Raw genomic sequence first — 21479 nt, 5'->3', positions numbered from 1 at the left:
CCCGTCCGGATCGCAGCCATCGCTGACGAATGTCCTCCAGGCCCACGTGACCTGCGCGGCGCTAGCGCGAGGCGGTCTGGATTCTCGATACTCGCCGGGAGGCGTCGAGCGGACGCGCCAGCGCGACGCCGATCACCTTCCACTTCTTGTATTCGCCCTGCCGCTGCACGAATGCGTCCAGCGGCTCGTCGATCACGGCCTTGCCCGTGCTCGCGTGACGCACCACCAGCCCGGAATCGCTCCGGACCACGAAGCCCATGTGGGTGATGCGCACGACGCGATTCGGGTCGTGCTCGCGCACGACCATCAGGATGCTGCCCGGAGAGATATCCTTCGCGCGCTTCTCCACCTTGTCGAGCGGCAGGTACCGGACCTTGTACTTGCCGTCGGGCACGTTGGCGGGGATGAGCCGCTTGAGTCCCGGCACCTGCGTCCATTGGGACTTGTCCAGGATCAGCGTCTCCGCCGGCGCGCGCCGGTCGAGCGCAGGCACTTCGTCGGCGAGATACCCCTTGCGCGCGTTCGCCGGCAGCCACTGCGCCTCGGTGAAGTGGTTGCGCGACTGGAAGCTGGGCTTGCCGTCCGCATAGCGGATGTCGTCGAGGATCGCCTTCGCCTGATCGAGGCTGCGCCCGTTTGCCATCGCGAGGACCGTCTCGACGTAGGTCTGGCAATCCACGCCGTCGGTGCGGAACCGCGGCCCGGGCTCGGGCCCCTGCTCGCCGTCGCCCAGCGGCAGATCCGTATACGGCACGCCGACGAAGAGGCGGCTGAGCGAATCTATCCGTTCCGGGAAGGGAAGCCGGTGCGCCTCGGCGATCTTCGCGTCGAGCTGAGGGTCGGTCATCTCCAGGACCGGAGCGCTGGAGAGAAGGGCGGCGAGCAGGGCAGGGATCATCGGCACTAATGGTAGGGGGCCGGGAGGCCCGGTTCAAGCAAAGAACTAGACAGGGATCGGACCCCGGGATACCAAAAAATACGTTGGCATGGCGCGGCACAATTCTGGCCTGCCTGCTTCTCGGTTGCGGGCCCGTGACGGCGACGAGCGTCATCGACGACGCGTCGTTGGCGGTCGTCCGTGCCCGGGCAGCTGACGCCGACAGATTTGCGCCCTACGAGGCGACCCTCGCCGAGCTCTACCTGACGAAAGCGCGCGAGGAGCAGGGCCACGCGCGCTACGCGGATGCCCGCGCGCTCGCCAACGAGGCGCTCCGATACGCGGGCGCGGCGGCGCGGAAGGCAAGCGACAACCGGGCGGCGCCGGCGGCAGGTTCCGCGGCGGTCCCGAAGCGGTGATGAGGAACCTCGCGCCATTGGCGTGTGGTCTCGCTGTCGCGTGCGCGAGCGGGTCCGCCTTGCGCCAGCGCGCGGACGCGATCGGGCAGGACGTGAAGTCCGCCAGGGACCTCAACGCGGCTGCCTGCGCGCCGCGCGAGATCGCCACCGCCGAAGCGAACCTCCGCTTCGCTCAACTGGCGCTCGATCAGGGCGACTCGCCGCGCGCCGGAGCACACCTGGACACGGCGGCGCCCGCCGCCCGCGACGCCCTGGCCAGAAGCCGCGACTGCGGCAATACCAAAGTCGCCGTCCGGAAGCCGGCCGACCCGCAGCCTGCGACGCTGTCGGTGAGCGCGAAGGATACAGACGGCGACGGCGTGCCCGACGTCGACGATCTCTGCCCCGACGTCCCCGGTCCCGCCGAGCACCGCGGCTGCCCGGTCTTCACCGACCGCGACGGTGACGGCGTGGCGGACGACATCGACCGCTGCCCGGAGCTGGCGGGTCCCAAGGAGAATTTCGGCTGTCCCTGGCCCGACCGCGACGGCGATCGCGTCGCCGACAAGGACGACCGCTGCCCCGACGAGCCGGGAACGCCCGAGAACCAGGGGTGCCCGCGTCGGACCGCGCTGATCGTGATCCGCCGCGACCGCATCGAGCTCAAGCAGCAGATCCACTTCCAGCCCAACCGCGCGAAGATCCTCTCCGACAGCTTCGACGTGCTCCGAGAGGTCGCCCAGGCGATCAAGGACGCGCCCGTCGCGGTCCGGATCGAGGGCCACACCGACAACGTCGGCAAGCGGAAGGAGAACATCACGCTCTCGCAAGCGCGCGCCGACGCGGTGAAGGAATACCTGGTTCAGGAGGGCGTCGAATCCAAACAGCTCAAGTCCGTCGGATTCGGGCCGAAGCGACCCATCGCGCCGAACGCGACCAAAGCCGGCCGCACCCTGAACCGCCGGGTCGAGTTCCGGATCGAGGACAGAAGTTGATTATTTTTGGCGGTACGTGATCCGGCCGCGCGTCAGATCGTAGGGGGACAGCTCGAGCTTCACCCGGTCGCCGGGCAGGATGCGGATGCGAAACTTGCGCATCTTCCCGCTCGCGTACGCCAGCACCGAGTGCTTGTTGTCGAGCTCGACGCGGTAATTGCCTCCCGCGAGCTCTTCGCGCACGGTGCCTTCGACTTCGATGCCGGCTTCTTTTTCAGACATTCTGCGGCGTTCTACCCTGCCTTGGGCGCCGCCGCCAGAACTTCAGGGGCCGCCTGGTCGGCGAATTGCTTGAAGTTCTCGTTGAACAGCTTGGCCAGATGGCGCGCCTTCTCGTCGTAGGCGGCCGTGTCGGGCCAAGTCTCGCGCGGCGTGAGCACCGAGGCGGGCACGCCGGGCGCATCGTCGGGGACGTCGAATCCGAAGATCGGATCCTTCGAGAACTTCACCTGATCGAGCTTGCCGTCGAGCGCCGCGTTCAGCAGCGCGCGGGTGTGCTGGATCGACATGCGCCGGCCAATTCCGTAAGGGCCGCCGGTGAAGCCGGTGTTCATCAACCAGACGCGCGTCCCGTTCTTCGCGATGTTCTGCGTGAGGAGCTTGCTGTACACGGTCGGATGCAACGGCATGAACGGCGCGCCGAAGCAGGTGGAGAACGTGGCCTGCGGTTCCTTCACGCCGATCTCGGTGCCCGCCACTTTCGCCGTGTACCCGGAAAGGAAGTAATACGCCGCCTGCGCCGGCGTCAGTCGCGCGATGGGCGGAAGGACCCCGAACGCGTCGTAGGTGAGCATCACCACGTTCCTGGGCTGACCGCCCATTCCCGATTTGGAAGCGTTGGGGATGTACTCGATGGGGTAGCAGGCGCGCGTGTTCTCCGCCAGCGTGCCGTCGTCGAAGTCCACCTCGCGCGTCTGCGGGTCCATCACCACGTTCTCGAGCACGGTCCCGAACATCCGGGTCGTGGCGTAGATCTCGGGCTCGGCCTGGGGAGAGAGGCGGATGACCTTCGCGTAGCAGCCGCCCTCGAAGTTGAAGACCCCGCCGGAGCCCCATCCGTGCTCGTCGTCGCCGATCAGCGTCCGCCGTGCGTCGGCGGAGAGCGTCGTCTTGCCGGTTCCGGAGAGGCCGAAGAAGACGGCGGTATCGCCCTGCGGCCCGATGTTCGCACTGGCGTGCATCGGCATGGTGCCCTTCCCGGGCAACACGAAGTTCATCAGCGAGAAGGCGCTCTTCTTCATCTCGCCCGCGTACTCGGTGTTTGCGATCAGCGTCAGCTTGCGCTGGAAGTCGACGAGGATCGAGGTGGGCCCGTGGGTGCCGTCCTCCTCCTTGGAAGTCTGGAAGCCGGGAAGATCGATGATCGTGAACGGGTCGGTGACGCCGTCGTATTCGCCCGGCTTGGCCGGCAGCAGCATGGTGCGGATGAACAGGTTGTGCCAGGCGTACTGCGTGATGACGCGCACCGGGATGCGGTGCTCGGGATTCGTGCCGACGAACGCGTCGAGGACGAAGACCTCGCGGTCCTCGAGGAACTTCTTCATCTTCTCGAAGACGCCGTCGAACTTCTCCTGCGGGAACGGCTTGTTCACCTTGCCCCACCACACGCTCTTGTCGGTGGCGGCATTGCGGACGATGAATTTGTCGTTCGCCGCGCGACCGGTGTGCTTTCCGGTGAGGACCACCAGCGCCCCGCCGAGCGCGACTTTCCCCTCTCCGCGCCGGACCGCTTCCTCGAAGAGCACGGGGGAGGGAAGGTTCCAGTTCGCCTTCTTCACACGGATGGAACCGATCTGGTTTCGCGGTTCGGGCATTGCGACTCTCCGGTCAGCGCGGGCCGGTGGAAGTAGCACACGCTGCGTTGAATCGGCAATCGGGGCACCGCTCCTGGCCGCAGGCGCTGTCGGAAATCAGTACGGCAATGGGCCAATCGGGACGGGGGCTTTGCCTACTTTCGATAACGAAAAAGAGCCGATAAGCTGCCGCGGCTCGCAGCGATCGGGTGCGGTCATCCCGGACAGATGCGCAAGATCTGCGACGATCCGACGCGGGTCGGCCCCGCGGGCACGCAGAGCCGAGAGCGAGAGCGGCCGGTCGCGCTTGGAAAGCCGCTCTCCGCCCGGCGTGACCACCAGTGGCGCGTGGGCCCAGCGAGGCTCGCGATGGCCGAGCAGGCGGTGGAGAAGGATCTGGCGGGCGGTGGACGACACGAGATCGGCTCCGCGCAGGACCTGCGTGATGGCCATGGCGCCGTCGTCCACGGCGACGGCAAGCTGATAGGCAAAGACTCCGTCGCCTCGGCGCAGCACGAAGTCTCCGACCAGCTGCTGGGTATCGAACGTCTGGTCCCCGAGGATCTCGTCGTGGAACGACAGCGGGCCGGGCGGAACGCGCAGGCGCAACGAAGGGGCGCGCGTCCGGCAGCGCTCGTCGCGTTGCGCGCGGGTGAGCGAGGCGCAGGTGCCGGGATAGCGCGGCCCTTCGTCGCCTTGCGGCGCGCTGGCAGCGGCGATCTCGGTCCGCGAACAGAAACATTCATACACGTGGCCGCGCAGTTTGCGCAGGGCGTCCTCATAGAGATCCGTGCGTCGCGACTGGAAGATCGGTGGGCCGTCCCAATCGAGCCCGAGCCACGCCAGCTCGTCGAGCTGGCGCTCGGCCATCCCCGCGCGTACGCGCGGGAGGTCGATGTCCTCCACGCGCATCGCGTACTCGCCGTCTGCCTGTCGTGCCCACAACCAGGAGAGCAACGCGGTACGCGCGTTGCCCAGATGCAGCTCGCCCGTGGGGCTCGGAGCGAATCGTCCGCGCTCGTTGAATCGTCCGCGCTCGTTCATCGTCTAACCGCTCACATCGCTCAGGAAAAGCATGAACACGGATGTTCTGTCGACACGGCAGGTGGCCACGCTGCTCGGCGTGGGTGAGGCGACCGTCAAACGCTGGGCGGACGCCGGGGAGATCGATTGTTTTCGGACGCCGGGCGGTCATCGCAAGTTCCGCCTCCGCGACGTGACCGCGTTCGTGCAGAAGCGCCAGTATCAGGCGGCGGGTCCACTGCCCTCGGCGCTCCCGCAGGGAGCGGAAGAGCCCGGTGAGGAAGCGACCCGACAGTTCGAGCAGGCGGCTCTTCGCGGCGACGCCGCGGCCCTCGTCGCCCAGCTCGCCGGAATCCGGCTGCGTGGATATTCGCTGCCGCAGCTCTTCGACGAGGTGGTGGCGCCGGCCCTCCACAAAGTGGGGAAGAAGTGGGCGGAGGCGCAGCTCTCCATCGCCGAGGAGCATGTCGCCTCGCAGGCCGTGATCGACGCGGTGGCGAGATCGCAGCCTCTGGCCGAGCCTCCCGGCGAGCCGGTCCGATCCGACCGCGGGACCGCCATCGTCGCCGCCGTGGCCGGCGAGCTGCATGACATCGCTGCGCGCATGGCAGCCTGCCTTCTGCGGGCCCAGGGATTCGAGGTGCTCGCACCGCTGGCCCAGACCCCGGCTCGCGACCTCGCCGATCTGATCCTCCGCGCGCGCGGCGCGATCGTCGCTCTGAGCAGCACGGTGAGTGGAGAGGTCGGCGAGCAGGTGGCGATGGCGGTGGCCGCGACACGGCAGACGGGCGGAAGGGTCGTCGTCGGTGGAGATGGAATGCGCAAAGCGCGCCTGCCGGCGGAGGCGAAATTGCTCGCATCGATGCGCGAGCTGGACGCCGAAGCGCACGACGCGGGCCGTCGCCGGGCCCGAGGCTGACTCGCTGTACAGCCCCGGCAGCGAGCTGTGCTATGACCCGCCGCTCGCGTTGCGCGGAAGAAGGCGTTCGATGAGCGACAAGCCGGAAGAACAGCAGCGGAAGCGGCAGCCCTCGTTCGAGGAGGTCCTCCAGGGCGTTTCGACCGAGGAGCCGAAAGCGGCGCCGAAGCCGCCGAAGAAGGCCACGCAGCCGACGTTCGAGGAGATCCTCGAGTCGGCACGGCCAACATCCGACCCTTCCCGGCCACCGGCGGCGGAGCGGAAGAGCCGGCCTCCACGTCAGAAGGAAGAGCGCAAGATGCCCATTGTCGTGCGCAAGCCGACTCTGGGAGCGCCGGCGCCTTCCGAGCCGCCTGCCGCCGCGGCGGAGGCCGCGGAAAGGCCCGCGTCCAAGCCGACCGACGATCCCGGGTCGGTCTACGCGCAACCCTCGCCGGAGGAAAACGCCGACTTCGCGGCGCTGTTCGCGGAGACCGAGCAGCAGAAGCCGGGGAAGCTGCGCGTCGGGCAGAAGATGTCCGCGCGCGTGGCCCACCTGGGCGCTGAAGTGGCCTTTCTCGATCTGGGCGGAAAGGGCGAAGGGATCATCGATCTCCGCGAGCTGCGCAACGACAAGGGCGACCTGCTGGTGCACGCCGGTGAGACCATCGAGGGATATGTGCTCTCGCTCACCGAGGGCAACGTCGTGGTCACGCGCACCGTGCCGAAGGGAGCGGGCCGCGAGATCGTGCAGCAGGCGCTGGACTCGAAGATCCCCATCGAAGGGCTGGTGACCGGGCAGAACAAGGGCGGCCTGGAAGTGGATCTCGGCGGGCTGCGCGGATTCGTGCCCGCCTCGCAGGTGGACCTGAGGTTCGTCGAGGACCAGTCGCAGTTCGTCGGGCAGCGCCTCAGGTTTCGTGTCACCGAGATCCGCGGCGGAAACGCCATCCTCTCGCGCCGGGCCCTCCTGGAAGAGGAGCGAGCCGCGCAGGCGGCGGAGCTGCGCAAGCGGCTCGAGGTGGGCGCGCAGATCGAAGGGACCGTCACCTCGGTGCGCGACTTCGGCGCCTTCGTGGATCTGGGCGGCCTGGAAGGGCTGGTCCACGTCTCCGAGCTGTCCCATGCCCGCGTGGCCCACGCGCAGGACGTGGTGAAGCCCGGCCAGCGCGTCAAGGTGCAGGTGCTGCGGATCGAGAAGGACGACAAAGGACACGACAAGATCGCTCTCTCCCTTCGCGCTCTCGAGCAGGATCCGTGGGACGCAGCCCGCCCGCAGTTGAAGGAAGGAGCAAGGCTCTCGGGCAAGGTGGCGCGCCTGCAGCCTTTCGGCGCGTTCGTCGAGCTGTTCCCCGGCGTGGACGGGCTGGTGCACGTCTCCGCGCTCTCCGACCGGCACGTGCAACACCCGCGGGACGTCGTCAAGGAAGGGGAGACCATCCAAGTCCAGATCGAGTCGGTCGACGACGCGCAGAAGCGGGTGGCCCTCCGCCGGATCAGCGAGGACGAAGCGCAGGGGAAGGAGAGCGCGAAGCCGGAAAAGCAGAAGCGCGCCCGCGTCGGCGACGTGGTGGATGCCACCGTCGACAAGTGCGAACCCTTCGGCGTCTTCGTCCACTGGGACGGTGGCAAGGGGCTGGTGCCCAACGCCGAGCTGGGCACGCCGCGCGGGAGCGACAACAAGAAGACCGTGCCGCCCGGAACGCAGTTCAAGGCGCAGGTCGTCGACCTCGACGATCGGGGGCGCTACCGGCTCTCGCGCACCGCCGCGGAGCGCGCGGAAGGCGCGTCCGACTACCGCGAGTACCAGCGGCAGATGAACAAGAAGATGCCGCCGGGAAAGGGCTTCGGGACGCTCGGCGATCTGCTGCGCGCCAAGCTGGAGCAGACCGAGGATGAGTGATCAGCCGAGTTTCTTTCGGAGCGCCGCCTCCACCGAAGGCCATTCCGAGGCGAGGATCGTGTAGTAAGCCGTGTTGCGCGGCTTGCCGTCCACTGCGGGCTGGAAGGCACGGAGGATGCCGTCGAAGTGGGCGCCGAGCCGCTCGATGGCTCGGCGCGAGCGCGTGTTCCGCTCGTCCGTCTTCAGCGTCACGCGGAAGCAGCGCCAGGTCTCGAACGCATGCCGGAGGAGCAGCAGCTTCGCTTCGGTGTTCACCGCGGTGCGCTGGACGCGCTCGGCGAGCCAGGTGTAGCCGATCTCCGCCGCGTCCAGCACGTCCTCGCCGTGGCGCGGATCCCTTCCTTCCGGCCATTCCCAGCGCTGCAGATCGAAGAGCCGGGTGGAGCCGACCAGCTCGCCGGAAGGCAGGCAGATCGCGAACACCAGGGCGGTCCGGCGCTCCATCTGCGCCAGCGCATTCTCGACGTAGTGCTCGGCCCGCTCGGGCGCGGGAACCATGGCCCACTCGAACGTCCGACGGGGACCGGCTGCGAGCGAGCGCAGTGCGGGAACGTCGTCCCGCGAAAGCGGTCGCAGCATCACGAACCTGCCCTGCAACGTGACCGATTCGATCATGGGCAGAGCTCGTCGCGCATCCAGACGTGGAGGGGCGCGTAGGCGCGCGCAGCGGACTCGGCGCGGTCGAGCGCTTCCGGTCGGTGAAGCCACGAGGCCGGCTTCGACCGCTTGACCACGGCGAGCCCTTTGAAGCGAGAGAGCTCCGCGTAAGGTCCTTCGGGGTCGAATCCGCGCGCGGGTCGCTGCAGCTTCTCGGAGATCTCCAGCTTCAGCCCGCCCTCCTTCGCAGCGTCGAGCGCGGACTCCAGCCGCGCTGCGGAGGCCGGAGCGTGCAGGAGCTTGCGCCACCGATCGAGGCGCGCATCCTCGAACGAGTAGATGCCGCCGCCGAACATCACTTCGGCGGCGGACACGTGCAGGTACACGCCGGGCGCGTCGTGTTTCTCGGCCCCGTCCCAGAGCAGCGCGGCGACGTGCGTCTTGTAGGGACGCTTGTCGCGCGAGAAGCGGATGTCGCGGTTCAACCGGTAGAGGCTTCCGCCGACTCGAGGGACGAAGACGAGGCCGGGTATCACGTCCTTCAGACGATCGGCGAGCGTTGCGCACCACTCCAGCATCGCCGGAACGATCTGTTGGTCCCAGACGGAGCGGTGCGCTTCGAACCAGTCCCGGTCGTTGTGGTCGGAAAGGTCGCGCAGGAACGCGAGGCCGCTCTCGGGAAAGCCCGCGAAAGCCATCCGGCCGACTCACCTCGGACAGTTGCGCAGCAGGTTGAAGTAGTCCTCCTCGTTGCGCGGCTCCTTCGGCTCCTTGACGCTGATCCCGCGGATGACTCCGTCCTTGTCGACCACGAACGTGCCGCGCTTCGCATATCCGGTCTCGCCGAGGAAGACGCCGAACTTCTGCGCCACGTTGCCCTTGGGATGGAAATCCGAGAGGAGCGTCGCGCTCAATCCTTCGTCCCGCTTGAACGCGCGCAGGCTCCAGCGATTGTCGACGGAGATGCCGATCACCGCCGCGTTCTCCCGTTCGTATTCCATCCTGCGGGCACCGATCTGCTTCAGCTCCTGCGTGCAGATGGGAGAGAACGCTGCCGGGAAGAAGACGATCACTACGTTGCGCCCGCGGAAGCTCGAAAGGCGCGTAGGCTTGCCTTCCTCGTCGAGCAGCTCGAAGTCCGGCGCGACTTCTCCGACCTGAAGCATGGGGCCTCCGGATGCGCGCCCTCTTCGCAGGGTTTGACCGCGCGTGCAAGCCCGGCGCGGGCGGACGGGCGCGCGCTTGCTGCATTTCGCGACTCCGGCCGCAGTCTTAGGCGCAACGAGCTCTCGATCCGCCGCGCCGAAGCCGTGCGCCGCGTTCTCGTGCAGCGGGGCATTCCGGAGAAGCGGGCGATGGCAGTGGGACTCGGTGAAGCTCAGCCCGTGGCGACCAATGCGACCGTGAGGGGCAGGGCGAAGAACCGCCGGGTCGAGCTGCGGATTGCGATGGTCAAGGAGTAGGAGGCGGCCACGAGGGCTTCCCGGGCCGCCTCGCCGTCGCAACCTTCCCGTCGGGGGTGCGAGCATGCCGTCGGATGCGAGAACGCTGTTGCGAATCGGGTATGGGCTGGTGCCCATCGTCGCGGGCGCCGACAAGTTCACCAATCTTTTGGTGGACTGGGACAAGTATCTGAGCCCGGAGGTGGAGCGCCGCCTGCCGGTCGACGGACGAACGTTCATGCGCCTGGTCGGTCTGGTGGAGATCGCCGCCGGGCTTCTCGTGCTGCGGCGGCCGCGCGTGGGGGGCGCGCTCGTGTCCGGATGGCTCGCGGCCATCACCGGTAACCTGCTCTCAACGGGCAAGTACCTGGACATCGCCGCTCGCGACGCGTTGCTCGCGGTAGGCGCGGCTGCCTTGGCGATGATGCCGGAGCGACCTGGAGTGAAGGAGCGGATGCCCATCCCGGAGCGGCGGATGCGGATGGATCCGGTCGGGACGATCCCCCAATCGGTACACTAGAAAAAGATTAAAAACTTGGCTCGTTTGGCGCCCCTGGCGGTTGATCCGAAGACTTGATCAACCCGGCCCTTGCACCTGAACTGATGTTTAGCTAGATCGATCAGGCCGTGACACTGCCCGCGCGCCGCCTGCCCAGGGACCTCCACGCCCTCGAGGAGCTGCTTCGCGACGGCCAGGTGCGCAGGGCGCCGGCGCTCTCTCCTCGCGTGCCGCGGCCGCTGCCCACGGGGTTTCGTGCCCTCGATGCTGCGCTCGGAGGAGGACTTGCGCGGGGGCAGCTTCACGAGATCGTCGGCCCCGCCGGCGCAGGGGGAACGGCGCTGATGCGCGCCGCTCTCGCTTCGGCAACGCGCGCCGGGGAGAACTGCGCGCTGATCGATCCCGGCGATTCCTTCGATGCGTCGCCGCACGGCATCGATCTCGACCGCCTCCTCTGGGTGCGCCCGCGCGATCCGGTGCAGGCGCTGCGCACCGCCGAAGTCGCGCTGGAGGCGCGCTTCGCGCTGGTGGCGCTGGACCTCGGCGACGTCAGCGTCCTCCCGCCGCCGAAGCAGCCGCGCGGCATCATCCAGGTGGTCCGATTCGAGAAGAAGTCCTTCTCCCCGGGCGCATCGCCGTGGGCGCGGCTGGCGCGGCGGGCGGAGAAGCACGGCGGCGTCCTCCTGGTGCTGGCGCGGGCTCCGCAGGCCGGAACGTTTGCCACCGCCACCATCGAATTGGAGCGCGGTCGCGCGCAGTGGGAAGGCAGTCCAGGCGATCCAGGGCGGTTTTTGCGGGGCATGCAGGCGGTGGGCGCGGTGGCGCGGCACAAGCGGATGCCGCCTTCACCGCCGCTGCCCATCCATCTGCCGCTCGAGCCGGGATGACGGTGGCCGATGAAGATCGCCTGCCTCTGGGTTCCCGACCTTCCGCTCGTCGCCGCCCTGCGCGCGGAGCCGCAGCTCTGCTCCCAGCCGCTCGCCGTGGTCCAGGCGGGACGCGATCTCGGCGGGCGCGCGCATGTGCTCGGGGCGACGCCAGCGGCCGACGGCGTCGGAGCAGGGCAGACGCTGGCGGAGGCGCGCGCGACGTGTCCGCGGCTGCTCACGCGCGAGTCGTCGCCCGAGCGGGAGAGGGCCGCGGCCCAGGCGGCACGCGAGGCGGCAGCCGCGGTGTCGCCTCGCGTCGAGGAGGCGGCGCCCGGACTCGTCTACCTCGACGTAGCGGGGCTGGAATCGTTGATCGGGGACGACCGCGCGGTGGCTCGCGCGCTGGTGGCCGCCGCGGAGCACGTCGGGCTTCGCGCTGCGGTCGGCTTCGGTTCGAGCAAGGCGGTCGCCCGGCTCGCGGCGCGGGCGGCTTCCGCCGACCTGACGCTGGAGGAGACGCGGTGGGGCGCCGGCGGAGGAGCATTTCTCGTGGTCGCGGCCGAGGAGCAACGCGAGTTTCTCGCCGCGCTGCCGCTGCATGCGCTGGAGCTGCCCGACGAGCTGTTCGAATCGCTGCGCCGCTTCGGCCTGCACACGCTCGGTGAAGTCGGTGCTCTTCCGCCGGGTCCGCTGGCGGCACGGCTCGGGCCCGAAGCAGGGCTGCTGGCGCGGTTGGCGCGAGGGGAAGACGCATCTGCGCTGGTGTCGCGCGAGGAGCCGGAACGGTTCGAGGAAGGAGAGGAGCTGGAGTGGGACGCCTCTTCGGTGGAGCCGTTGCTGTTCGTCTGGAAAGCGCTGCTCGATCGGCTGGCGCAAAGGTTCTCTGCGCGCGGGCTGATGGCGCGGGAGATGGATCTGCAGCTGCGGCTTGCAGACGGCTCCTGGGATGAGCGCGCGCTGGATCTTGCGGCGCCTACACGCGAGGCCGCCGCCCTTTTGCAGCTGCTGCGGCTGTCGGTCGAGTCGCGTCCGCCCATGGCCGGCGTGCGCGCCGTGCGGCTTTCGGCGGTTCCCACGCGCGAAGTGCTCGAGCAGATGCCGCTCTTCGGACCGCGCGCCGCCAGTCCGACCCAGCTCGCAACCGCGGTGGCGCGGCTGTCCGCAATGGTCGGGCCCGACCGGATCGGCCGGCCGCATGCACCAGATCGGTGGGCGCCCTTCGCCGCGGAATGCGGCAAGTTCGCGCCACCTCCGCCGCCGCGGATCGCGGTTCCGGGAGAGATCGAGCTGTCGCTCGCCGCGCGAGCGCTGCGCCCGCCGCGCACGGCGGAGGTGCGCTGCGACGATGCCGGCACGCCGCTGCTGGTCATCGGCGAGGGCGCCCTGGGCGGGCGGGTGGTCGCCAGCGCCGGCCCGTGGCGGACGGTCGCGGAATGGTGGACCGACGCGCCGCTCGCGCTCGACGCGTACGACCTGGAGTTGGCCGGAGGGCTCCTGATCCGGGCGGCACGCGAGCTGGCCACCGGCACCTGGCGGATCGAGGCGGTCTATGACTGATCGGCTGACGACTGATCGGCTGACGACCGCGGCGCGAGCAGGCGCACGAAGCACCGCCAACTGCCCGGAAATTCTCAGGGATGCCTCGGACTCGCCCCGGGGCGAGTCGACTGGTGAACACTTGAACTCGCCCCGGGGCGAGTTGGGAAGTGAACACTTCAACTCGTCCCGGAACGAGCTCGCTGGAGGCTCGCCGTGAAACGGCCTTCCCGCGAGGAGCGCAGGGCAAGGGCAAAGCGCGAGGTGGCGCGGGGCGATCCGCGCAAGTCGCACGATGACTGTCCCATCCAGCTCGCCATCGACGCGCGCCGGCCGCCCGAAGCGCAGCTCTCGCCGTTTCCGCAGGACGATCTGGTGGACACCCCGGCCCCGCGGCCCTCACTCGTTCCGTTTGGCGTGCTCTCGGGCGACGAGGGCGCGAACGCGATCGATACAGTCAGGGGTCCGCGTGCCCCGCCCGTGATCAGTGTATCGCGCCGGTCCGACATCTCCTGCGACTACGTCGAGCTCCATGCCCGGAGCGCGTTCTCGTTTCTCCGCGGTTCCTCGTTGCCGGAGGATCTCGCGCACGCCGCGGCCGCCGCCGGACATGCCGTCTTCGGTCTCGCGGACGTCGGCGGTCTGTACGGCATCCCCCGCTTCCATGCGATCGCCCGCCGCCAAGGAGTCCGGCCGCTGGTCGGCGCCGAGCTCGACGTCGAGGGCGCCGGCCGGGTGGCGCTGCTCTGCGAGGATCGCCCGGGATACAAAAACCTCTGCCGGCTGCTGACGCTCGGCCACGCCAAAGGGGGAAAGGACGCGTGCACCGTCACTGCCGCGGAACTCGCCGACTTCCGGCAGGGGCTGGTCGCGCTGAGCGCGGGCAAGCCGCAGCACCTGATGGTCCTCGCCGCCCACCTCGGGACCGAGCGGCTCTTTGCCGAAATCCGGCGCGACCTCGATCCACGCAGCGAGCGCGAGAACCGCAGCCGGATCGACGCCGCGCGGGCGCGAGGGCTGCGGATCGTCGCCGGATCCGGGGTGCGCCACGCGGCGCCGCAAGGGAAGCCCTTGTTCGACGCGCTCACCTGCATCCGCCTCAAGACGACGCTGGACGAAGCGGGCCGGCGCCTCTCGCGCAACGCCGAGCGGCACGTCCGCTCCCCGCCCGAGGTGGCCAGGCTGTTCCGGGATCTGCCGGAGGCAGTCCGCCGGACGCGCGAGATCGCGGAGCGCTGCGCCTACACCCTCGACGATCTCGGGTACGAGCTGCCCGAGCCGCAGTTCCTGCATGCCGCCTCGCTCGACGGCGAGCTGTGGCACCGCACCATGGACGTCGCGCCGAAGCGGTACGGAGGCCCGGGCAGCTCGCGATGGCCGAAGGCCGTGGCGCAGCTCGAGCGGGAGCTGGCGCTGATCGCGAGGCTCGGGCTCGCAGGGTATTTCCTCATCGTGCACGACCTCGTGCTCTTCTGCGGGCAGGAGAACGTGCTCGTGCAAGGGCGCGGATCGGCGGCCAACAGCGCCGTCTGCTACGCGCTGGGGATCACCGCGGTCGATCCGGTGGGGATGAACCTGCTCTTCGAACGCTTCCTCTCCGAGGAACGGACCGACGCAACCGGGCACAAGGCGTGGCCGGACATCGATCTCGATCTTCCCAGCGGCGACCAGCGCGAGAAGGTCATCCAGCACGTCTACCAGCGCTACGGAGCGGTGGGGGCGGCGATGACCGCCAACGTGATCACCTACCGCGCCCGCTCCGCCTCGCGGGAGATCGGCAAGGTCCTCGGACTCCCGCAGGAGGAGTTGGACCGGATCTCGAAGCTGCTCCCGCAATTCGAGTTCATCACCGACTACGATTCGCTCCAGCACCGGGCGCGCGAGGCGGGGCTCGCCACCGGCGACAGGCGGGTGGCCTTGTACCTCCAGCTCTGCCAGCAGATCGCCGGCCTGCCGCGGCATCTCGGCCAGCACTCGGGCGGGATGGTCATCGCCCGCGGGCGGCTCGACGAGATCGTTCCGCTCGAGCCCGCCTCGATGCCCGGCCGGGCGGTGGTGCAGTGGGACAAGGACGACTGCGCCGATCTGGGCATCATCAAGATCGACCTGCTCGGGCTGGGGATGATGGCGGTGCTCGAGCAGGCCATTCCGCTGGTCCGCGGACACGAAGGCGTCGAGCTCGATCTGGCGCAGCTTCCGCCCGACGACCCCGGTGTCTATCGGCTGCTGCAGACGGCGGACACCATCGGCGTCTTCCAGGTGGAGTCGCGCGCGCAGATGGCCACGCTGCCGCGCATGCGCCCCGACCATTTCTACGACATCGTGGTGGAGGTGGCGATCATCCGGCCCGGACCGATCGTCGGGCAGATGGTCAACCCGTACCTGGAGCGGCGCGCCGGGCGGGAGAAACCCTCGGTGCCCCATCCGTCGCTCTGGCCGGTGCTGAAGCGGACGCTCGGGGTGCCGCTCTTCCAGGAGCAGCTCATGCGCATCGCCATGACCGCGGCGAACTTCACCGGCGGCGAGGCCGACGAGCTGCGGCGGGCCATGGGCAGCAAGCGCAGCGTAGAGCGGATGAAGCACATCGAGGAGCGGCTGCGCGCGGGAATGACGGCGAACGGGATCGCGCCCAAGGCGCAGGACGAGATCGTGCAGAGCATCACCTCGTTCGCGCTCTACGGATTTCCCGAGAGCCACGCGGCGTCGTTCGCGCTGATCGTCTACGCCAGCGCGTACCTCAAGGTGCACCATCCGCAGGCGTTCTACGCGGCGATGCTCAACTGCTGGCCGATGGGCTTCTACAGCCCTGCCACGCTGGTGAAGGACGCGCAGCGGCGCGGGGTGCGGGTGAAGCCCATCGACGCGGCCCGCAGCGATTGGCTGTGCACGCTGGAGCGGACCGGACCGGAGGAGGAGCTGCGACTGCGACTCGGGCTGCGGTACGCGCGCGGGCTGCGGGAGACGGTGGGAAAGAAGATCGTCGAGGAACGCGCCCGCGCGCCGTTTGCGAGCATCGCCGATCTGGCGGCGCGGACGAGGCTGCGCCGCGACGAGCTGACCGCGCTGGCGGAGATCGGCGCGCTCGCCTCGGTGCCCATGCACCCCGGAGGGGCGCTGCCCACCCGGCGGGCCGCACTCTGGCAAGCGGAGGCCGCCTCACGGCGAGGTCCCGGCCTCTTCGCCCGAATCGAGCCACGCGAGGATCTGATGTCGGACCCCTCTGCCAACATGGTAGCCGGTGGGACAGGTCTCGCGCCCCAGAAGCCACTCGCGCCCGAGAGGCAGCGGGAGGGCGCGCTCCTCGCGCACATCAATGCGCATCCGCGGGAGCATGCGTTGAAGGCGCTGCGGACCTTCGGAGAGGAAGTCCGCGGCGAGCAACCACTGCCGGGGCGAGTCGAACCGCCGCCCGACCGCGGCCGCAGCCCGCTCCCCGAGATGGACCTGCGCGATCGCATCGCCGCCGATCTGCGCGGCACGGGCATGACCGTCGGTCCGCACCCGGTCGCGCTGGAGCGCGAGCGCCTGCGCGTCCTCGGCGTCCACTCCGCCGCCGAGCTCCCCACGCTGCGCCGGAGTCGCCGGGTGCGGGCCGCGGGGCTCTGCATCGTTCGCCAGCGTCCCGGCACGGCGAAGGGGTTCGTCTTCCTCTCGCTCGAGGACGAGACCGGCATTTCCAACATCGTCATCGACCCCCCGACATTCGAGAAGAACCGCCGCCCCATCCTCGCCAGCTCACTGCTCGTCGTGGAGGGACGCCTGGAGACGTACGACGGCGTGACCAGCGTCAAGGGTGACCGCTTCTGGGGCCTGCACGAGGCAATCGAGTACGACATCCGCTCGCACGATTTTCATTGATCGCGTGTTCCGGGCGCCGCCCTTGGTGGCCAGGCATGCCGGAGGCTGCCAATGCGTGCGCATTCCAAACGATCTGGAACTGCGTTGACCGCGCCGGCCTCGCATGCGAGACCGCGCCGGTGCTGCATGCCCTTCTTCTCGACCTCGACGGCACGCTCGTCGACACCCCCCAGGCGATCGTCGACGTCGCGCAAGGCACCCTCGCCGCGCTGGGCCTTCCACCCGCGGATCCGCAGGCGATCAAGGACACCATCGGGCTGCCGCTTCCCGTCGCGCTGGCGCAGCTGATCGGCACTGGCCCCACCGGCGCCGCGGAGGCCGTCGAAATCTACCGCGTCCTTTGGCGGACGCACGTCACGCCGCGCATTCCGGGCCTGCTCTATCCCGGCGTGCGCGAAGGGCTCGACGAATTGAAACGGGCGGACTTCCGTCTGGCCGTCGTCACCGGCAAGGCGCAGGACGGCGCCGACTCCACCGTCGCGGCGGCGGGCCTTCGCCATGTCTTCGACGTCGTCCTCGGCTACACCAGCGTCGCGAGCCCCAAGCCCGCGCCGGACATCGCCCTGCTCGCGCTGGAGAAGCTCGGCGTCAGCGCGGCCGCCACGGTCATCGTCGGCGACTCCACGCACGATCTGGAGATGGCGCAAAGGGCGGGCATCCGCTCGATCGCCGTCACCTACGGCGCCCAGCCGGAACCCCTCCTGCGGTCCGCGGCGCCGACCTGGGTTGCACACTCCTTTGCGGAGGTGGTGCGCATCGCGCGGAAGCTCGCTACTCTCGGAACGCCATGACCATCGCCAGCGTGAATCCCGCGACCGGGGAAACCGTCAAGACGTTTCCACCCGACTCCGATGCAGTCATCGAGCAGAAGCTCGAGAAAGCCGCCGCCGCGGCCGGGCGGTGGAGACGGACCAGTTTCGCCGAGCGCAGCCAGCGGCTCGCCCGCGCCGCGGCGCTGCTCGAGCAGCGCAAGGACGCTCTCGGCCGCCTGATGACGCTGGAGATGGGAAAGCTGCGCAAGGCCGCCATCGCCGAGGTCGAGAAGTGCGCCAACGGCTGCCGCTACTATGCGGAGAACGCCGAGCGCCACCTCGCTCCGGAGCCCGTCCAGACCGACGCGCGCCGGTCCGAGAAGCGGTTCCAGCCACTCGGCCCGGTGCTCGCCGTCATGCCCTGGAACTTCCCGTTCTGGCAGGTCTTCCGTTTCGCCGCTCCGGCCCTCATGGCTGGGAACGTCGGCCTGCTCAAGCACGCGAGCAGCGTTCCGCAGTGCGCCCTCGCCATCGAGGAGATCTTCCGCGACGCCGGCTATCCCGAGGGGTGCTTCCAGACGCTCCTCGTCGGCAGCGAGAAAGTGAAGAAGATCGTCGAGGATCCCCGGATCGCCGCCGCCACCCTGACCGGCAGCGACGGGGCGGGCCGCAGCCTTGCAACTACCGCCGGCGCCCACTTAAAGAAAACGGTCCTCGAGCTCGGAGGAAGCGATCCCTTCGTCGTGCTTCCCAGCGCCGATCTCGACAAGGCCGTCAAGGTCGCCATCACCGCCCGCGTCCAGAACGCCGGCCAGAGCTGCATCGCCGCCAAGCGCTTCATCGTGCACGAGAGAATCGCCCCCGAGTTCGAGAAGCGCTTCGTCCAGGGAATGCGGGCGCTCAAGATCGGCGACCCGCAGGACGACGCGACAGAGGTGGGCCCGCTCGCCTCCCGGCAGGTCCTCGAGGACCTGGAAAAGCAGGTGCGCGGCGCCCGCGAGCAGGGCGCGAACGTGGCCTGCGGCGGCCGGCGCCTGGACCGCCCCGGCTTCTTCTTCGAGCCTACCGTCGCCCTCGAAGCCAAGGGGACCAAGGTCTGGGAGGAAGAGGTCTTCGGCCCGGTCGCCGCGGTGGTACGCGCGAAGGGGCTCGACGACGCCATCGCGCTCGCCAACGACACGCAGTTCGGCCTGGGCTCGGCCGCCTTCACCCAGGATCCGAAGGAGATCGATCGCCTGGTGGACGAGCTCGACGCTGGGCAGGTATTCATCAACGGCATGGTGAAGAGCGACCCGCGGCTTCCCTTCGGGGGCATCAAGGCCTCCGGCTATGGCCGCGAGCTGTCCGAAGAGGGAATTCGCGAGTTCACGAATACGAAGACGGTCTGGATCGGTTGATCGGTCGCCCGGCACGCGGCGTGCCCGGGTGCCGAAGCCGGCCGTGACGGAGACCCGAGTGGCGACGATCATCACCGAGGAGTGCATCAACTGCGGAGCCTGCGAGCCCGAGTGTCCAAATCAAGCCATCACGCAGGGTGAGGACATCTACGTCATCGACCCGGCCCTCTGCACCGAGTGCGTAGGCTTCCACGACGAGGAAGCTTGCGCCGCGGTCTGTCCGGTCGACTGCTGTGTTGTCGATCCGACGAATCCGGAGACGGAGGCGGACCTTCTTGCCCGGGCGCAAAAGCTTCATCCCCAAAGGAATTTCCCGGCGATCGCTGCGCTCCCGGCGCAACTGTCCCGGTTCCGACGCCCGACGGCCTGAGCCGACCGCCGCCCCCGCCGATTGGCTTGGGGGCCGCGGCGCCGAGTGTTAGCGTTCCCGAATCCGGGAGGGAATGCTTGCGCCCCCGCACACCCGTCTTGTTCGCGGCGGTCCTGCTCGCTGCAGCCGTTGCACGGGCGGCGGCAGTCGAGTTGGACGATCCGGCGGCGCGGCTGCGGGCGACGCGTGACTGGTCTGGCGACGACGTCGCCGGCCGGGCGCGGATTCTCGACGCGGCGCAGAGAGAGAGGGACCGGTACGCGATCGGCCAGGGCCGGCCCCTTTCGGGCGCGAAGCGGCTCTCTGCAGCGTCGAGCAGCGCGTTCGTGAACCTCGGTCCGACGCGCGCCAACTACGCGGTGAACGGCGACAGATATACAGAGATCGACTCCGGGCGTGCCCGCCGTATCCTGGCGCACCCGATGGACCCCGACGTCCTTTATTTCGCCACTGCGGGTGGGGGGGTCTGGAAGACATCCACTGCAACCGCACCGGTGGTCCTCTGGGAACCACTCACTGACGCCATCGGCACCACCGCGGTCGGTACGCTCGCGATGGACCCGTCGAATCCAGACATCCTTTTCCTTGGATTCGGCGATCCATTCGACGTGCGGCAGCCAGGCATTACCCGCAGCACCGACGGCGGGGGCACGTGGTCGACCCCCGCGGCTGTGGCGGCCACATACACGATCGGGGCCACCACCCGGACGCTGACCGCGGGCGCGGTGACGGACATCAAGGTGGATCCGCGAAATAGCGCCGTGGTCCTGGCGACAACCGACGCGGGCCTGTTCCGGAGCACCGACGGCGGCGCCGGCTGGTTCCACGTACCGCTCATCGTTTCCGGCGTCTCCCGCGCGTACTACATGTGGAGCCTGGCCTTTGCCGGAAGCGACACATGGCTGGCCACTGGACAGGCGGTGGCGGACATCACCGCACCGCCGACGGCCGACGCCGGCGGCTCGCTCGTCCTCTTCCGCTCGACGGACGACGGCGCCACATGGACCCTTGCCAGCGCTGCGCTTCCCGGCGGGGACGCGAGCGCGCAGCTTGCCGGGCGCGCCACGTTGGCGACGGCGGAGAGCACGGTACCGGATTCCGCCAGCGCACGGATTTACCTGCTCGCAGCCACCGTCGACGGCGGTGCGCAGCTCGATCTCTTTCGCAGCGACGATGGAGGGCTGAGCTTCCAGGCCTTGCACGTCAACGCGTCGCGGCGGCCGGAGAACCCGAACCCGGACGCGATGTCCCTCGATGTTCTCGGCGTGCAGGCCTGGTACAACCAGGCGCTTCTCGTCGACGCCGCGAATCCCGACGGTGTCTTCATCGGCGGCCAACTGGCGATCATCCGCTCCCTCGACGCGGGTCGGACGTGGTCCGTCCTCTCGGACTGGCTGCCGAACAACTCCGCGAACGCGAACATCGATCGCGCGTACGTCCACGCCGACCTGCACGCGTTCGCCGTCGGGGCGGACGGCCTCTTCTACGCGGGTTCCGATGGCGGCATCTCGGTGTCGCCGAACGCGCTCTCCTCGCCTGCGAAGGACGTCATCTTCACCAGTGCGCACAACGAGGGTCTGATCACGCACCTCGCCTACAGCGTAGCGTGTGCTCCCGAATCGTGGCCAGACTCCCCGGCGACGAAGGGCTTCGTCGCGGGAGGCCTGCAGGACAACGGCACCAGGGTCCGGCTCGGCGAAACGACCGTGTTCAACCAGGTGCTCGGCGGAGATGGGATCGGCTTGGCGGTCAGCGCGACGACGCATGTCGATGCCACGCTGCAGGTCGAGGTGCCGGACAACTTTTTCGCGTCCGTCGCCGGCGGTCTGTACAGGAGCACCGACGGTGGACAGACGTTTGCCCGGTTCACCTCCGGCCTCGCGCCGCTTCCGTTCTTCGTCCGCATCGTCCGCGCCGGCGCGACGCCGGAACAATTTCTCACGTTCAGCGGCCAGCCCGCCGGAGTCTATCAGTGGAGGAGCGGGACGCAGTCGTGGACGAATGTGTCCGGTATCCTGCACTGGCAGGACTCGAATCGGAACACGACCGGATTCATCACGGTGGACGGCACGACGATCGGACTGCGCAACCTCGCCGCTCATCCGGGTAGCACGCAGGTGTGGGCCGCAGTGTCGAACCGGTATGCGTACATGACCAACGACGGGGGGTCGCACTGGCTTGTCGGTATCCAGCAGCGCCCCCAGGGGTCCGCAGGCGGCACATATCTACTCTCCAGCATCGAGTTCGACCCCCGCGACGCCAGCGGGCGGAC

At 69.0% G+C, this 21479-nt stretch carries 19 protein-coding genes and 1 pseudogene (1 of these 20 cut by a window edge); 13 read left to right on the top strand and 7 right to left on the bottom strand.

Annotated elements, in window-relative coordinates; all coding sequences use genetic code 11:
* Positions 1 to 61: 61 nt before the first annotated feature.
* On the bottom strand, positions 62 to 898 hold the full coding sequence (locus tag E6J58_12110) for a DUF1460 domain-containing protein (protein TMB37353.1): 837 nt from the start codon (positions 896 to 898) through the stop codon (positions 62 to 64).
* Positions 899 to 1032: 134 nt separating this feature from the next.
* Between E6J58_12110 and E6J58_12105 the strand changes: the two genes are divergently transcribed.
* Together E6J58_12105 and E6J58_12100 are read left to right on the top strand one after the other, a co-directional pair.
* Positions 1033 to 1296, top strand: coding sequence for a hypothetical protein (locus E6J58_12105; protein ID TMB37352.1), 264 nt, complete (start codon positions 1033 to 1035; stop codon positions 1294 to 1296).
* Positions 1296 to 2270: an OmpA family protein gene (locus E6J58_12100; protein TMB37351.1), complete on the top strand. Its 975-nt coding sequence runs from the start codon at positions 1296 to 1298 to the stop codon at positions 2268 to 2270. Before E6J58_12105 ends, E6J58_12100 begins: the two co-directional genes overlap by 1 nt.
* Here E6J58_12100 and infA read toward each other — a convergent pair whose 3' ends face one another.
* The 3 genes from infA to gluQ form a co-directional block, all read right to left on the bottom strand.
* Complete coding sequence (infA, locus tag E6J58_12095; GenBank protein TMB37350.1) at positions 2271 to 2492, bottom strand: translation initiation factor IF-1; 222 nt, start codon at positions 2490 to 2492, stop codon at positions 2271 to 2273.
* Between the two features lie 11 nt (positions 2493 to 2503).
* A complete protein-coding gene (gene pckA / locus E6J58_12090) occupies positions 2504 to 4084 on the bottom strand; it encodes a phosphoenolpyruvate carboxykinase (ATP) (GenBank protein TMB37349.1) in 1581 nt (526 codons plus the stop codon).
* Between the two features lie 96 nt (positions 4085 to 4180).
* Entirely contained in the window at positions 4181 to 5107 is a 927-nt protein-coding gene (gene gluQ / locus E6J58_12085) for a tRNA glutamyl-Q(34) synthetase GluQRS (protein TMB37348.1), read from the bottom strand.
* A gap of 31 nt (positions 5108 to 5138) precedes the next feature.
* Here gluQ and E6J58_12080 point away from each other — a divergent pair, with 31 nt between their 5' ends.
* Positions 5139 to 6005 (top strand): helix-turn-helix domain-containing protein, encoded by an 867-nt coding sequence (locus E6J58_12080; protein TMB37347.1) that lies wholly within the window; start codon positions 5139 to 5141, stop codon positions 6003 to 6005.
* Positions 5899 to 7887, top strand: coding sequence for a S1 RNA-binding domain-containing protein (locus tag E6J58_12075; protein TMB37346.1), 1989 nt, complete (start codon positions 5899 to 5901; stop codon positions 7885 to 7887). Before E6J58_12080 ends, E6J58_12075 begins: the two co-directional genes overlap by 107 nt.
* Here the strand turns inward: E6J58_12075 and E6J58_12070 are convergent, their stop codons facing one another.
* From E6J58_12070 to E6J58_12060, 3 genes are read right to left on the bottom strand one after another with little or no spacing between them, the layout of a single operon-like run.
* Positions 7888 to 8502: a GNAT family N-acetyltransferase gene (locus E6J58_12070; GenBank protein TMB37345.1), complete on the bottom strand. Its 615-nt coding sequence runs from the start codon at positions 8500 to 8502 to the stop codon at positions 7888 to 7890.
* Positions 8499 to 9182, bottom strand: coding sequence for a DUF2461 domain-containing protein (locus E6J58_12065; protein ID TMB37344.1), 684 nt, complete (start codon positions 9180 to 9182; stop codon positions 8499 to 8501). The genes E6J58_12070 and E6J58_12065 overlap by 4 nt, the downstream gene beginning before the upstream one ends.
* A 9-nt stretch (positions 9183 to 9191) precedes the next feature.
* Entirely contained in the window at positions 9192 to 9650 is a 459-nt protein-coding gene (locus tag E6J58_12060; GenBank protein TMB37343.1) for a peroxiredoxin, read from the bottom strand.
* On the opposite strand from E6J58_12060, the gene E6J58_12055 reads away from it, so the two are divergent.
* From E6J58_12055 to E6J58_12015, 9 genes and pseudogenes are all read left to right on the top strand, one after another.
* Positions 9642 to 9947: an OmpA family protein gene (locus tag E6J58_12055; protein TMB37414.1), complete on the top strand. Its 306-nt coding sequence runs from the start codon at positions 9642 to 9644 to the stop codon at positions 9945 to 9947. The two genes, E6J58_12060 and E6J58_12055, sit on opposite strands and share 9 nt — an antisense overlap.
* 64 nt (positions 9948 to 10011) lie before the next feature.
* On the top strand, positions 10012 to 10446 hold the full coding sequence (locus E6J58_12050; protein TMB37342.1) for a hypothetical protein: 435 nt from the start codon (positions 10012 to 10014) through the stop codon (positions 10444 to 10446).
* 95 nt (positions 10447 to 10541) lie between these two features.
* A complete protein-coding gene (locus E6J58_12045; GenBank protein ID TMB37341.1) occupies positions 10542 to 11312 on the top strand; it encodes a hypothetical protein in 771 nt (256 codons plus the stop codon).
* A gap of 9 nt (positions 11313 to 11321) precedes the next feature.
* Positions 11322 to 12851, top strand: a complete 1530-nt coding sequence (locus E6J58_12040; protein ID TMB37340.1) for a DNA polymerase Y family protein — start codon at positions 11322 to 11324, stop codon at positions 12849 to 12851.
* 195 nt (positions 12852 to 13046) lie between these two features.
* Complete coding sequence (gene dnaE, locus E6J58_12035; protein TMB37339.1) at positions 13047 to 16688, top strand: DNA polymerase III subunit alpha; 3642 nt, start codon at positions 13047 to 13049, stop codon at positions 16686 to 16688.
* Positions 16689 to 16723: 35 nt separating this feature from the next.
* The gene (locus E6J58_12030; GenBank protein TMB37338.1) at positions 16724 to 17479 is read left to right on the top strand and encodes an HAD family hydrolase; all 756 of its coding nucleotides are present in this window, start codon (positions 16724 to 16726) and stop codon (positions 17477 to 17479) included.
* Positions 17476 to 18837, top strand: a complete 1362-nt coding sequence (locus tag E6J58_12025; protein TMB37337.1) for an NAD-dependent succinate-semialdehyde dehydrogenase — start codon at positions 17476 to 17478, stop codon at positions 18835 to 18837. The genes E6J58_12030 and E6J58_12025 overlap by 4 nt, the downstream gene beginning before the upstream one ends.
* A gap of 58 nt (positions 18838 to 18895) precedes the next feature.
* Positions 18896 to 19207 (top strand): YfhL family 4Fe-4S dicluster ferredoxin, encoded by a 312-nt coding sequence (locus E6J58_12020; GenBank protein TMB37413.1) that lies wholly within the window; start codon positions 18896 to 18898, stop codon positions 19205 to 19207.
* 77 nt (positions 19208 to 19284) lie between these two features.
* Positions 19285 to 21479 (top strand): annotated as a pseudogene (locus E6J58_12015) (exo-alpha-sialidase) (it continues 130 nt past the right edge of the window).

The organism is Deltaproteobacteria bacterium (assembly GCA_005879535.1).
Lineage (GTDB): Bacteria > Myxococcota > Myxococcia > Myxococcales > 40CM-4-68-19 > 40CM-4-68-19.
This window is presented reverse-complemented; position numbering and strand designations above follow the sequence as displayed.